This window comes from Marinoscillum sp. HNIBRBA16962 (assembly GCF_057801515.1).
The window spans coordinates 3,016,167-3,030,461 of sequence record NZ_CM173603.1 but is presented as its reverse complement, the minus strand read 5'-3'; the positions used below and the strand labels follow the sequence as shown (position 1 = coordinate 3,030,461).

Annotated in this window: 13 protein-coding genes; 8 read left to right on the top strand and 5 right to left on the bottom strand. The window is 44.9% G+C overall.

Annotated elements, in window-relative coordinates:
• Positions 1-209: 209 nt before the first annotated feature.
• A complete protein-coding gene (locus AC3E9V_RS12680; RefSeq protein ID WP_488753575.1) occupies positions 210-824 on the top strand; it encodes a histidine phosphatase family protein in 615 nt (204 codons plus the stop codon).
• Positions 821-1,702: a DUF72 domain-containing protein gene (locus AC3E9V_RS12675; RefSeq protein ID WP_488753574.1), complete on the top strand. Its 882-nt coding sequence runs from the start codon at positions 821-823 to the stop codon at positions 1,700-1,702. Before AC3E9V_RS12680 ends, AC3E9V_RS12675 begins: the two co-directional genes overlap by 4 nt.
• A 297-nt stretch (positions 1,703-1,999) precedes the next feature.
• On the opposite strand, the gene AC3E9V_RS12670 is transcribed toward AC3E9V_RS12675, so the two are convergent.
• Positions 2,000-2,164 (bottom strand): hypothetical protein, encoded by a 165-nt coding sequence (locus AC3E9V_RS12670; protein ID WP_488753573.1) that lies wholly within the window; start codon positions 2,162-2,164, stop codon positions 2,000-2,002.
• A gap of 79 nt (positions 2,165-2,243) precedes the next feature.
• Here AC3E9V_RS12670 and ligD point away from each other — a divergent pair, with 79 nt between their 5' ends.
• Positions 2,244-4,562, top strand: a complete 2,319-nt coding sequence (ligD, locus tag AC3E9V_RS12665) for a non-homologous end-joining DNA ligase (RefSeq protein WP_488753572.1) — start codon at positions 2,244-2,246, stop codon at positions 4,560-4,562.
• A gap of 1 nt (position 4,563) precedes the next feature.
• On the opposite strand, the gene AC3E9V_RS12660 is transcribed toward ligD, so the two are convergent.
• Positions 4,564-5,193, bottom strand: a complete 630-nt coding sequence (locus AC3E9V_RS12660) for a hypothetical protein (RefSeq protein WP_488753571.1) — start codon at positions 5,191-5,193, stop codon at positions 4,564-4,566.
• 212 nt (positions 5,194-5,405) lie between these two features.
• Here AC3E9V_RS12660 and ku point away from each other — a divergent pair, with 212 nt between their 5' ends.
• From ku to AC3E9V_RS12635, 5 genes are all read left to right on the top strand, one after another.
• Complete coding sequence (gene ku, locus AC3E9V_RS12655) at positions 5,406-6,254, top strand: non-homologous end joining protein Ku (protein ID WP_488753570.1); 849 nt, start codon at positions 5,406-5,408, stop codon at positions 6,252-6,254.
• Between the two features lie 4 nt (positions 6,255-6,258).
• On the top strand, positions 6,259-6,867 hold the full coding sequence (locus AC3E9V_RS12650; RefSeq protein ID WP_488753569.1) for a tetratricopeptide repeat protein: 609 nt from the start codon (positions 6,259-6,261) through the stop codon (positions 6,865-6,867).
• The gene (locus AC3E9V_RS12645) at positions 6,867-7,232 is read left to right on the top strand and encodes a hypothetical protein (RefSeq protein WP_488753568.1); all 366 of its coding nucleotides are present in this window, start codon (positions 6,867-6,869) and stop codon (positions 7,230-7,232) included. Before AC3E9V_RS12650 ends, AC3E9V_RS12645 begins: the two co-directional genes overlap by 1 nt.
• A 63-nt stretch (positions 7,233-7,295) precedes the next feature.
• Entirely contained in the window at positions 7,296-7,502 is a 207-nt protein-coding gene (locus AC3E9V_RS12640) for a hypothetical protein (RefSeq protein ID WP_488753567.1), read from the top strand.
• A gap of 27 nt (positions 7,503-7,529) precedes the next feature.
• Positions 7,530-7,727: a hypothetical protein gene (locus tag AC3E9V_RS12635; protein WP_488753566.1), complete on the top strand. Its 198-nt coding sequence runs from the start codon at positions 7,530-7,532 to the stop codon at positions 7,725-7,727.
• Here the strand turns inward: AC3E9V_RS12635 and AC3E9V_RS12630 are convergent.
• The 3 genes from AC3E9V_RS12630 to AC3E9V_RS12620 all read right to left on the bottom strand — a co-directional run bounded on the left by AC3E9V_RS12630 (position 7,714) and on the right by AC3E9V_RS12620 (position 14,262).
• Positions 7,714-11,238, bottom strand: a complete 3,525-nt coding sequence (locus AC3E9V_RS12630; RefSeq protein ID WP_488753565.1) for a caspase family protein — start codon at positions 11,236-11,238, stop codon at positions 7,714-7,716. The genes AC3E9V_RS12635 and AC3E9V_RS12630 overlap by 14 nt on opposite strands.
• Before the next feature lie 113 nt (positions 11,239-11,351).
• A complete protein-coding gene (locus tag AC3E9V_RS12625) occupies positions 11,352-13,934 on the bottom strand; it encodes an ABC transporter permease (RefSeq protein ID WP_488753564.1) in 2,583 nt (860 codons plus the stop codon).
• Complete coding sequence (locus AC3E9V_RS12620; RefSeq protein WP_488753563.1) at positions 13,924-14,262, bottom strand: PadR family transcriptional regulator; 339 nt, start codon at positions 14,260-14,262, stop codon at positions 13,924-13,926. Before AC3E9V_RS12620 ends, AC3E9V_RS12625 begins: the two co-directional genes overlap by 11 nt.
• Positions 14,263-14,295: the final 33 nt, after the last annotated feature.

The window sequence follows — 14,295 nt, the reverse complement described above, 5'->3', positions numbered from 1 at the left end:
AACTTCAAATGATGCCTGCCGAACAAAAGGTGGAGATCTTATGGGACCTGATATGTTTGTACCGTCAAAACCATCAAATTGACCTTGATGACATGCATTTTTTGAGGCGAATAGCATTGAAATTGCAAATCGATAAATCAATTATTGAACTCATGCTAAAATAAGTCCTAAGTTTGAGGCTGTTTTTTTGTAACTCAAATCACAGTTTTTTGAAAAAACTATATATCCTAAGACACGGACAAACAGAATACAACAGGAAAGGCATGGTACAGGGGAGCGGAATTGACGCTCCGCTAAATGATACGGGTGAGGAGCAGGCGGAAGCGTTTTATCGAAACTATAAGGATCATCCATTCGACAAGATCTATCTTTCTAACCTGATTCGTACGGAACAAACCATCACAAAATTCATCAGGCAAGGTATTCCTTATGAAAAACTCGAGGGATTAAGAGAGATCAGCTGGGGTATTCAGGAAGGCGTCGCATTCACTCCGGAAACTTCTACGGCTTATCAGCAGATATGTGAGGAATGGAGACAGGGCAACTACGAAATAAAGATAGAAGGAGGCGAAAACCCTCTTGAAGTAGCTGAAAGACAAAAGACAGCCATGAACCTGATCCTCTCGAGGCCCGATGAAAAAAACGTACTGATATGTACGCATGGGAGAGCCATGCGCATTATGTTATGCTGGATGCTCAACTATCCATTTAATCAAATGGACCATTTTAAGCATACAAATACCGGTCTGTACGTGGTAAATTACACGGGAAGTCAATTTTCTGTTGAAATTTTCAACGAAACTTCGCATCTTGAGTATGTATGAAATTCGGAGCACCGGAAAATTTAGACGATCTGGATAAACTCGATCTGGGTTTGCCCCCGGATCACCCCTCAAATGCCTCTGTGGTAAAACCCGGAGGAACTACCCGGATGTACGTAGGTTGCAGCGTCTGGTCACACGATGCCTGGGTGGGCGATCTGTACCCGGAAGGGACCAAAAAGAAGGATTTTTTGCAGGAGTACATCAGTAGAATGAGCTCCATTGAACTCAACAGTACCTTTTACAATATTAAGAAAGCATCCATGCAAAATTGGGCAGATGCTGCCCGGGGAAAGGATTTTAAGTTCTGCCCAAAATTTAACCGCAATATCAGCCACATCAAGCGACTCAAAGAAGAAGTCTACGAGCTTACCGACTATTTTGTGGAGATGTGTATGGGGTTTGGTGAAAACCTCGGTATGACCTTTCTTCAAATGCCTGAAAATTTCGGGCCTAAGTGGTTTGACAGGGTGAAAGCCTTTGTGGATCATATTCCTAAAGATTTCCCCATGGCTCTGGAGCTCAGACATCAGGAATGGTACGAGGGGGAAGCTTTTGATGAGCTGTTTGCTATGCTCCGTGAATACAACAAAACTGCCGTAATCACCGATACAGCTATGAACCGGGGGATTATCCATCAGCGATTTAGCAATGATAAGGTGTTCGTACGCTTTGCCGGCTACCAGGAGCACCCCACTAACCACACACGCCTGGATGCATGGGCGGAGCGGCTAAAAAACTGGATAGACCAGGGAATTTCCGAGATCTACTTCTTCACAAAACAAGATGACGAAACCTTCGCTCCACGTCAGGCTGATTACCTGATAAAAAAAATGAATACGCTTACCAAATTAGGACTTCAGTCTCCGTATGAAATTTGACAAGATCGCTTCTGGTGTCGTGCTCCCTTGAGGGGTCTGTCGTTCCCGAAGGTGCCAATGCAAGTCATCCTGAAAGGATCTATCATATTTGGAAGACTAATGAGCATAGATTCCTCCGGAATGACTTTCGAGGGCTTAACTTAATAGAGTTATAGGTGTAGGTGGGAGCCACAGCTAGTGGTGTTCATGAAAAAAGAGTTTTTTGTAAACCCGCTGAAATAAAGAGACAGTGCGCAAGATTGCCCCTTTAGGGGTTAGGGGTGCGCGGGAAGTTGACATTTTATCTTTGACAAAACTCTAGTGGAGTCCATTCCTGTTCATCCGTTCATCAAGCTCACGGATTTTATTGTAAATAAGATGCAGCTCCTCATCGTCGACTTCCTTCAATTCTTCAAACGCCTGATCGTGTAATTTTGAGTGATCCCTCAAATATTTCAATTTGGCATCCGTAACTACTCTCATTCGTTTTATCTTATCATTTAATTCATCAATCGTCATAATTAAAGATATAAATCTTTCAACAATCCATTAGTTTCTCTCCATGGCCAAACAGAAAGTTCATGTAGAAGTCGGAAAGCAAAAACTAGAGCTCTCAAACCTCGATAAGATCCTGTACCCGGATGATGGCATCCCTAAGGCCCAGGTCATTGAGTACTATCTAAAGCTGGCTCCAACCATACTCAACCACATCAAAGGTCGTCCGCTTTCATTGGTGCGTTTCCCGGATGGGATCTACGGTGAGCAGTTCTTCCAAAAAAACCGCCCGGACTGGACCCCTGACTGGATCGACTATATCCGGCTGGGAAAAGAACGGAAAAAGGAGTACATCGTAGCGCGGGAGGAAGCTACGCTTGTTTGGCTGGCTAACCTGGCTTGCCTCGAACTGCACCAGATCCATAGTTTTACCCAACATGCCGACAAGCCAGACTACATCGTTTATGACCTGGATCCACCTGAAGGAAAGGATGATTTTGAAGAGGTAAAAGACCTGGCTTTTAAACTAAAAGAGGAGCTGGAGCGATATGACTATCACGTTTTCGTAAAGACCACAGGGGGGAAGGGGCTGCACTTACTTACGCCTCTGGAAACCAACTATACTTTTGATGAGTGCTTTGAAACCGCAAAAAAAATCGCTGAAGGATTTATCAAAAAACATAAAAACACCACGCTACACCTAAACAAAGAAGCCAGAAAAGGAAGAGTACTGATCGATGTGTTTAGAAACAGGACCTCACAGACCATAGTAAGCCCCTACAGCCTGCGGGGAAGAGCAGGAGCGCCTGCTTCCACACCACTTACATGGGAAGACCTTTCAGCTATAAAAAGCCCAAAGGACCTGAATATTGAGTCCACGCTCGAAAAAGTCCTTAATGAGGGCGATCCCTGGGAAGCAATACGCGGATGGGCAGTACCTCTGCATACCGACGAAAAAAGAAAAACCAGGCACAAAGAGCATCCGGAAAACCCCAGGCATAAATCGCCGGAACAACTTGCAGATTATGAAAAGAAGCGGGATTTCTCCAAAACTCCCGAACCTTACATTCCTGAGGATGACGGCAGTGGCAATCGTTTTGTGATCCAGCGGCATCATGCGTCACATTTACACTATGACCTGCGTCTGGAGCAGGACGGGACCCTGAAATCCTGGGCAGTGCCACGAGGGTTGCCCCCTTTCCCGGGAGTGAAAAGACTGGCTGTACAAACAGAGGATCATCCCCTGGAGTATTTATCCTTTGAGGCGGAGATCCCGAAAGGTCAGTACGGAGGGGGTATGATGTGGATATACGCCGCAGGAAGATATGAGATCACTAAAGAAAAGAAAAACGGATTCTATTTCCGCGTCTCCAGCCCACTGATCAATGCAGAATACCGGATGCACCTGATGAAAGGAAAAGAGTGGCTCCTGGAGCGCGTAGATACGCCTCAGCAGAACCTGCTGGCCCAGGAAGTACAACCCATGATGGCAGAATCCCTCAAAAAGCCTCCGAAAGGAAATTACCACTATGAAGTTAAATGGGACGGGATCCGGGTTATTATCCACTTAAACGAAGGTGAACTCACCATCCGGAGCAGGAATATGAACATCATCACAGATTCCTTTCCTGAACTCAATATCCCTGAAGAAGTTTTCCGGGTTAACAATGGCATATTTGATGCTGAGATTGTCTGCCTGGACAAGGAGGGAAAAGCAGACTTCCGCAAGGTAATCAAGCGGTTGATGACCAAAAAACAGATGGAAGTGGATTATCAGGTAAGAAAGAATCCGGCCTGTTGCTACCTGTTTGACGTGCTTTACCTGGATGGCCGCTCCCTGCTGAGCGACCCCTGGTTGCGCCGAAGAGAATGGCTCACTGATTCCTTCCGTAAAGGAACCCCTTACAGGCTCAGCGAGGCTATTGAGGATGGTGAAGGGCTTTTTGAGGCCACAAAGCAAATGGGTGTGGAAGGGATTATGGCCAAAGAGGTAAATGGTAAATACTACCCTGGCAAACGGTCAAACACCTGGTATAAAGTAAAAGTCAAAAACCTGGCGGATTGTTATATCATAGGGTTTACTAAAGGAAAAGGAGACCGGGAACGATCTTTTGGTTCACTACAGGTGGCTGAAATAGATGACGATGGCCAACTCATCTACCGGGGAGGAGTAGGTTCAGGCTACTCGGATGCTTTATTAAAAGAGCTGACAGACCTTATGGAACCCCACAAAGGTGCGGATAAACCCATAGAGGAAACGCCTCTAGAGCCTGCGATCTGGCTTTCTAAATATTTCCCCTGTGAAGTTGAGTATAGCGAACTCACAAAGGATAAGCATTACCGGGACGGTGTTTTTAAAAAGTTGCGGCTGGATTTGATGGGTTAACCTACAACACCCTGAAACCAATATTGGCAAAAAGGAAGTTATTTCTTAATGCTGAATTAGCGTTTTCTAATAACGGAGTGATCGTTGGACTAAAACCTGCCTCAAAGAAAAGGCGGTCGTAACGATACCCGACTCCAACCATTCCGGCAAAGTTCCAGTTCCTCAAGTATTCGCTTGAAATATGATCCTCTACGGACGATCCGTTTGGGTTTTCCCATTCATCAGGCAGGTCATGCTTTAGCAGCCGCTCATTTCTCAAGCCCCAAAAGCCATACAGCTCATCCTGAAGAATGAAGAGCTTCATCACCTGTTCAAAAGTTACATACCGAAAGGTAACAGGTCCGTTTGGTTCCGGAGTGGAGTACGATTCTTCCCTCACTGTCGCTCCGCTGAAACCTCTTTGCGAATAACCCAGCCTATAATCAAGAGAAAGCAGGCGATTGATTTCCAATTGATAGGATACGCCACTTCCGAAGCCTTCTTCCATCGAATAAGCAAACTGACCATCCGAAGGTCTTTGAGGATTTGAAGCGAGTACGGTTCCGGTATTGCCCTGGACAAAAACGCCCAAATTCTGAGCGCCGACCAGATAGGAAGAAAGTAGTACGATTAAGCAGATCAGGTTTTTCATTACGGTAATTATTGGTTCAACAAATAACAAAACGGCGCACAAACGAAATATTGTATTTTGATGTTAAATACACCTAAGCAGATAAAAGAGGGGAGAGCTTTTACAACAACAGATAAAATTCACAACCATTTGATTAGCAATATTTTAACATTATATACTTGTTTTATTACTTTAAAATTGGTTAACTTTGGATAAAGTTAACTTCCTTAATCATGCGTGCAATCTGGAAAGGTCACATACGGTTTTCTCTGGTTACGATACCCATCCGTATCTACAATGCCATAGACAACCAGCAGTCTGTTAAATTCAATCTTCTGTCAAAAGAAACTCACAATCCGGTAAAGTACGAGAAGAAAGACAAGGTTACCGGAGAAGTCCTGCGCGCGGAAGACATAGTAAAAGGGTATCAGTATGAACCAGGTCAGTTTGTGATCGTGGACAATGAGGATTTCGAAAAAGTCAAGTTAAAAAGTACCAAGGTCATTGAGATCGAAGGGTTTGTAGATGCCAGCGAGGTGCATCATACACTGTTTGACTCACCATATTTTGCAGGACCGGATGGTGATGTAGCTGCGCAAACCTATTCGCTGCTCTGTGAGTCGTTACGGGATTCCGGCAAGGTAGGCGTAGGCAAGGTAGTGCTGAGAGACCGGGAAAATGTAGTGCTGCTTACTCCGCATAAAAAAGGGATTTTGCTCTACAAGCTCAGATATCCGGAAGAAGTGCGGGACATCATGACCGTGCCTAAGCTGGACCAGGAAGTAGAAGCCAACAAAGAGCAGCTCAAAATGGCAAAAACCCTGATTGACAGCATGACAAAGAAGTTTGAAGACATTAAATTAGAGGATAAATACAATGGTGCTCTCAAAGAAATGATCACAAGCAAAATAGAGGGCAAAGAGATTGTATCTATTACAGAGGAAGAGCCTGAAGTAGTGGACATCATGACTGCTTTAAAGCAAAGCATCGAACAGGCAAAATCAGAGAAAAAGCCTATGGAAAAGGCTAAATCAGCTGATAAGAAAGAAAGCCAGAAAAAGAAAGCCAGGAAAGCAAGCTAAATAAATGGCCAGAGTTGTCAAATTTCCTGTTACCCCTCCGGAAAAACTCGGTCCCAAGAAGGCCCGGCGGAGAAGAAAGCCCGATCCTGAGGATTTCGGACAGCTCAACTTGTTTAATCAGCAGATCAAAGAAGCCAGAATCGTCAACCTGCCTCAATCGGACAGTTTTTTCGGAGAAGCCCTTACCCTGGACGAGCAGGGAGATCCCGAAGCGGAGAAATACTACCTGTTGGCCATCAAAAACAAGGAAAGTGAGGAAGATGCGTATTGCAATCTGGGGATCTTAAAATCGCAGCAAGGGGAGCTGGCAAAAAGCATCGATTATCTCACCAAATGTCTGGAGTTGAATCCCAGACATTTCGAAGCGCATTATAACCTGGCCAATGTGTATTCGGATATGGGCAATTTCGCACTGGCAAAAACACACTATGAGGTCTCTATCGAGTTAGACCCTGAATTTCCCAACAGCTATTATAATCTGGGGTTGGTCCTCATTTCACTCAAAGAATACAGGAAAGCCATAGACGCCATCAATCAATACATTGACTTGTCACCCGACAATGACCATAAAATAGCTTCAGAACTCATTAAAACCTTAAAATCCTTTGCCTGATGACTCAGAAAAACAAAGCACTGCAAGACCATTTCGAACGACTCAAAGAGTTGATCCCTGAGGTCTACACTCAAAACTTTCCTAAAGAAGAAGAAAACGAAAAAACCAAACTCTACGCCATCCTGAAAAGGAGCTTGCGAATCATTGAAGCAGTCTACCTTCAGGACCGTGAAATGTTTCATACAGCCCGGATAGAAGAGTACGGACGGATCATCAATGATCTCAAAGCCCTCGGATACGAATATAAGGGCAATGAAGAGCTGCTGGAAAAAGCCACCGGACAGCTGATCATGGCAGCCAAAAAACCCATGGAAAAAGCCAAAGGGAAAGCGAAAAGAGCCTCAGACGACCGAAAAGCCATGTAATTCAGCTTGCTGCTTTGGTTTGGAATGATATTTGGGATTTGAATTCCAAATCAATGGATAAATATGAAAAAGAAACTAAGATTGATGATCTTTGGAGGCGCTCTGATCGCTTCCGCTTTTTTCGCTGGCTGCGGGGATGAGGATGTTGTGGGGACTTGTGCAGGGTGTAAGGCTGATGCCCCCTGGTCAGTATTTGGGTCAGAAGCCTGCTATGAAACACAAAATGATTGCGAGGTGGCGGAAGGAACCGACTGTGAGGTTTGCACCTGATTTTTTAGATCACCAAACTAACCTATTATGAAATCTCTTCTATTTCTGTTTTTGCTTTTCGCAGGTACTCTGGGAGTCGTCTCCTGTGATGAGGACCTGGATGACACCAAAGAATGTACAGGCTGCCCGAACGATGCACCTTATGGCACGGTAGATGGCGGTTGCTATGCTACCTTAAGCGCCTGTGAAAGTGCGGAATCCGGCAACTGCGTCATTTGTCAGTGATCATGGTGAGGACTTCTTTTACAATCTCCTCCGTCAACACATCAGCGTTCACCGCCTCCAGTTGAAAGGTTCTGGCCTCCTGCTGATCCTTTTCAACAGTTACTGTCCCTTTAATTAAACCACCTGTATCTTCATAGCGTCCGTGTACGGTATAGGCTCCGCTAAAACTTTTATCATCTACAAACACAAGCTTCGGATCATTCTTTTTACTCAACTCCAAAAGCTTCTGATCCAGCAGATCACTAATATCCAGATGATCGTAAATCACTGACTGATCCTGGAACCGGCTGTGTACGAAGACAGGCTTTGGGGCCTTTAACATGATCCGGTCACGATCCGCATCCTCCAGCCGACCTATATCAAAGCTTTTGCCATCTTCGGGCAGCCTGAGCTCAGGCTTTTGAACACCTCCTATTTCTTCCGCAAGTTCGGGCACCTTATTGGCTGCAAACTGAAACAACTCCAAAACATCAATAAACCCATCATCTCTCAATGCAGCTCCTTTCATACCAAAAAGCAATGAATAGGTGAGGAGCCCCTGTCCGAAGAGGGTGGTTTCATAGCTCACTGCATCTGCTGCAGAACCCGCAAGCACAAACATGCCTGTACGGTCTTTCATACGCTCCAGCGCCCGGATCTGGGTTGAGCTCATGGCGCTCCTTGTAGCGGCCAGAGAGCTGGCCAGGCGTCCCGAATGACACGCATCTATTACCAGGATCTGCTTAAGCGCCGGTACGGCCTTGATGTATTCCGTAAACTCAGCACTGGAAACAGCCGCATTTTCCCGTAATACAGTATTGTTCATATCGCCGCTGCTTGCCGCACTCGTCAGGTAGTAAAAATCACTCTGATCACCAGAGTGATTCACACCATGCCCCGATAGGTAAACCAGAAGGATGTCTTTTGCAGTGGCCTCTTTACTGAATTGCTGGAAAATGGCAGAAATGTTCTCTTTGGTAGGCCAGGCAGACTTCTCCTGATCTGTAGTTAAAAGGTGAACAGACACATTTTCCTGTCCCAGGTATTTGGTAGCGCTCATCTCTACGGCATTGGCAAAGTCAGCGGCATCTTTTGCTGCATATTTAAGGTCGAGCGCATCACCTTCATAGTCAGACGTCCCGGCTATCAGTGCGAAGAGCTTCGGCTGCTCCACCACTTTCTCTTCACCAAACAAGTAAATGCTTTTGGCTTCACTGCTTAAAGTACCATCCTTGTTAAAGGCTTTGATGGTCACTTTATTCACCCGGTCATTGTATAAGAACGGATGGCCCTCTATAGCATAATCAATCTCCATATTTGACTGATCCTCAAGCGTATTGGCCGCTCTTACGTCACTGGATACTTCCTTGCCATTGATCAGGATAACAATACGGCCGATCCCGCCACCATTGTCACTCAGGTTGATGCCGAGCTTTCCCTCATTTTTCAGCGGATGAGCGATGTTCAGCTCCGGATACAGGTTCAGGGAAGAGATCGCTGCTACGGTCTTCAGAGGCTCTTCATTGTACCCGAGGATCTTGGAGAGCAGGTTGGGTTCATAATATTCCGTTTTCAACTGCTCCAGCGCAATGATATTTCCATCTTTCACATAATGAAGCTTTTTCATCGCTTCAGGAGTAGCATCAAAAAGACCAATGGATGTGGTTACCACATATTCAGGACCATCCAGGGGGATCAGTGAAGCTTTGTATGGCTCTTTATGCTCTACATCCCAGATCTTAATTTGCCCATCCGAAGAAGAGGTAAAAAGAAACTGATCTTTGACGGACTCCAGAGCAGTAACAAATCCCGAGTGCCCGGGGAGTTGCCTCACCAGTTCTCCTTTTTGACTGATCACTTTGAGTGTAAAATCAGGCTGAGCGCCTCTGGAAACGGAATTTCTATAGCCGATTTGGTAATCACCTATTGCAAATACCTTATCTGAAGCAGCGGAGGGTGGTAAAGTAGTTTCGGTTATTTTTTTCAGGTCCTTACCGTATTTCTGAAGAGTAAGATCATCTTTTAGCAAAACTGAAAACGACCCATCCGTGTGAAAAGTAAAATCCTGAAGATTTGGAATGGAAAGCTCTCCAAGCTCTTTTACCGTCACGGGATCATAGATCTGAATGCCATCTCTTAGTTTGAAAAACAGCTTTCTTCCATCAGGGGAAAACTGAAAGTCAGTCCCGTTTTTAACCTTGATGGTACGTGGGTTTTTCCCTTTAAAATCGTAAAAGTCAAAAGCCTCATTGCTGCTTTTTCTGAGGATGTAGCGTCCGGTGGGGTCAAATGCTATCGGAGTAGTGGAGTAATCCCCCCTGGCTTTTAGTGTGAAAACGGCCTGTTTGGATATTACGTCCCTGACCAGGATTCTTTCATCCAGTCCGTAGGTAGCTATAAGGGGATTGACCGGGTGAAAATCGATGGACCGTGTGCCCTGAGGATAATCTTCCAGGAGCAGATCCCCTGAAGCAGCCGTAAGATCAATGATCTTTACAAACTCGTGTCCTGATGCAACAGCAAGCTGCTTTTCATTAAAATTTACCGCAAGATCGTATACGGGAGCTGCCAACCCACGGAACGTTCGGCCAACCCACTTCCTGTTTTTCAGGTCCCACTCACGAATTACCTGGTTATAATCCGCAATCAGCAGCGTTGAGTCCGTCAGGGACATAGCGCTTAAGCCAAAAGAAAATGCCTCTGATTCCGGATCGGCCTCAAAAGCAAACGGCTCAGACTGAGGGTTGAGCTCTCTTGAAAAGACCTTAAAATTCCTCTCAGTATCTCTACCGACAGTATAAATTAAATCATTAGCTACCAGCACTTTATAGTTTCGTATCTCGAAAGCCTTCTTTGTTTTGATTTCACCGCTTTCCCGGTATATGCTCAGTAGGTTTCCGGCGTTGTTTCCCGCAAGCAACAGCTCTTCATCAGGTGAAGCTGCCAGGGTGCCGATCTCTGATTCACCGGTCATATAGGTATTTTCGACGCTGGCCTGAGTTAGATCAACCTGTAGCACCTCTCCATTTTTACATCCCACAAAGGCTGTAGACCCGGAAATGGCCAAACTGGAAGCTGACCGCTTAAGCGTCGTGGATGAGCGCTGTTTTCCATCCTGAGCTGACCAGATATCTAAGGTAGACCCGGTCAGAACCACTAGATCATCATTGACAAACTGAACATCCAGAACAGGACGGGCAATCTCTAAGGTCCGGAGGATCTTACCGGCAGGAGACCATACAATAACGGATCCATCTGATCCGGCTGAAACCAGTTTTGATTCTTTCTTGTGAAAATCCACGAGCGTAACCTGGCCCTTGTGGCCCTGAAGCTGATACTTTTCTTCACCAGTAGGGTAGTCCCAGATTTTGACATGATCAGAACCGTCAACGGTAGCTAACCATTCTCCATTGGCTGAAACATCCATATCCGATACGCGCCGGGAATGGCCCAGGGGCACGATGAGTTGGAGGTCCTGGGCAACTGTGGTGGCGCAAAGCAGTAATAAGAAGATCCAGGTAGTAATTTTCATAACGGTCTAAATTTAGACAAAATTGATTTCCATTTCGCTTCAGAAACGGAATACTCCCTGGATTACAATTTCTATACCATTGTGGTGTCAGCTCCAAAAAAGTGAAACAGACCTTACTCGTATCTGATGCTATCTACCGGATTGGATGCTGCAACTCTAACTGAACGAAAGCTGATCGTCACTAAAGCGATCACCAGGGCAATACCTCCGCTTATCAGATAGACATACCAATAGTTTTCAGGGTTGATTCGATAACTGAAATCCTCCAGCCATCGATTAATGAAAACCCAGACAAGGGGGATGGAAAGGATAAACGATATACCAATTAAGATCAAAAACTCTTTTGAAAACAGTGATAGGATCTGCCGGGTAGAGGCACCCAACACTTTCCGGATACCGATCTCTTTTTTTCGTCTTTGAGCAGAGTACGAAACCAACCCAAATATACCTAAGCTTGCCAGGATCAATGAGATCACCGAAAAAGATGTGAACACAGCATGTTGTTTCTGTTCTGTCTGGTAAAGGTTATGAAGCGAGTTATCGAGGAACTTATACATACATGGGTAGCCGTCTATCAGTTCACTCCATACAGAGGTAATATGATCAGTACCTTCATGAATAGTGTTAGTTTGGAGTTTTATCGCAAGCTTTCTTGGCCGACCTCCAAGCATGATACCCAAAGGCTCAATAGGCTGTTTCAATGACTGGAAATGGTAATCTTCTACTATGCCTATAACCTTTCTTTCGTAATCGTCCCAGATAGGCACCCTGATGGTTTTTCCTAAGACTTCTTCAGCAGTCATACCTAGCTCATGCAAAGCTTTTTGGTTCAAAATCACAGCCCCGTTCATGTCTTCTCCATAGCTCTTATCAAAATCCCTCCCCTGCAAAAGGTTAACATCAAAAGTCTTTAAGTATTGGTAATCAGCGAATAATGTTCTGAACCTTATCTTTTTGTCCATACCAAGGATTTCCATAGTTGAAGCATCATGGAAGCCCCCTGGTTCGCCGCTGATAGCTGTAGTCTCCAGGATATCAGGATAGTGTTCCAACTTCTTTTTCAGCACATCTATCTTTTCCCTGCTTTCCTGGTTATTTAAGTCCAAAACCACGATTTCCTCTTTTGTAAACCCAAGATTTTTGCTATCCACAAAATGCATCTGGATGGCTACTAAAAAGGTCACTGCTACCAGAAAAATGGAAATAACAAACTGAGTGATCACGAGCCCTTTCCTCAAGTAGATGTTTTTCTGCTGGTCAAACAGCTTACCCTTAATGATCCTAAGCGGTTTAAAGGAGCTCAGCAGCAATGCCGGGTACAGCCCTGACACCAGCGCAACCAGCGCAATTATGGCCATAAAGAACAGGCACACGTTGGGATCAGACCATTGGTACTGGACCTCAAGACCAAAGGTGCTATTTAGAAAGGGGAGAAGCACCTGGCTCAACCCACCAGCAAGTACTACGGAAAAGAGGATCAACATTAGCGACTCGCCTATAAACTGAAGGATAAGCCGCACCTTGCTTCCACCCATGATCTTACGAATGCCCACCTCTTTACTTCGCCTGAAAGCCAGTGCAATGGTCATGTTCATGTAGTTGAAGCAAGCGATGAAAAGAATAGCTGCGGCCACCAGGGACAGGATCAGTATATTCTTGATATCGCCGTGTTTGGCTTCATCGTAGCGGGTGTCATTATTGAAGTATACATCGGCCAGTGGCTCCAGAGTAAGTCCCATTTTTCCACCGGTTCGCTTAAAGTCTTCTCCAAAATACTTATCCATAAACTCCTGAGAGTGGTCTAAAATATAAGCGGCATCCTGAGGATCTTCAATTTTAGCATAAGTGATCAGGCCATTGTTCCACCAGTTGTTCATCCACTCTTCATCGTCCACAAGCTCCATTGATAAGAGAAACTCAAACTCGAGATGGAACTTATCGGGTAACTCACCAACGATCCCTGTAACCTCAAAAGAATGTCCGCTTACCTCAATAAGCTTACCCAGTGGATCTTCATTATTAAAGTACTTTTTAGCCATCGTTTCAGTCAGCACAACCGAATTGGGGTTTTTTAATACGGTTTTTGGGTCACCCGATTTCAGCGGAAAGGAGAAGAAAGTAAAAAAATCAGGATCAACCAGTAAGATCTCCTTTTCATAGAACCGATGATCCTGATACTCCACCAGGTCCTCGGAAGGGAGCGCTCTCATGGTTTTTACCCGGTCTTCGCCAAAATCATTTTCCAAAGCCCTGGCATAAGGGCCTGAAGTCACACCAATCTTGTAAGCATTTCCATTATTACTGGACAATCTGAGCACCCTGTAGATGGATTCATAATCCCTGTGAAACCGGTCGTACTGCAACTCCTCCGAGACATAGAAATAGAGAAAGAACACGCAGGTAAGGCCTACAGTGAAACCAAAAATATTGATCACAGCATTTGTTCCTTGTTTTTGGAGGTTGCGAAATGCCAGTTTTGGGTTGAAATTGAACATGTGAAATCGATGATTAAAGGGATGAATAGGTTTAAAAAAAGTGGGACGGAGATACTTCAAAACTTCTATCCAGATCCTCAATCTGCTATTGGCATGCAGATGACAGTATTCTTCCAGGTTTCCAAGAATTTCTTCCTGAAGCGACTCTCTACAGAAGAATCGAATGATCCGTTCGGCTAATTGTGGAAGCTTAGATGCCATAAAACTCAAGTGAAAAATTGGGAACTTGTTTCCATAATGATTCTCGCATTTCGCGGGCATGATTCACGGCCATTTTACCGTCAGCGGAGAGCTGGTAAATACGTTTGCGTCTTCCTCCACGCTCAGTAGTAGCTCCACCCATTTCAGAAGTAAGAAAGCCTTTATCTTCCAAACGGCTAAGGCTGGAATGTAGCGCACCCATAGATGTATTTCGACCAACCTGATTTTTTATTTCCTCCTGGATTCTTAGTACATACGCCTCATCTTCGAGGATAAGCACTATTAGCAAGAGCAACTCTTCAAATTCACCGAGATTTGTTCCTTTCATGGTATTTGTTTCTACTTTGCATGATCAAACGTA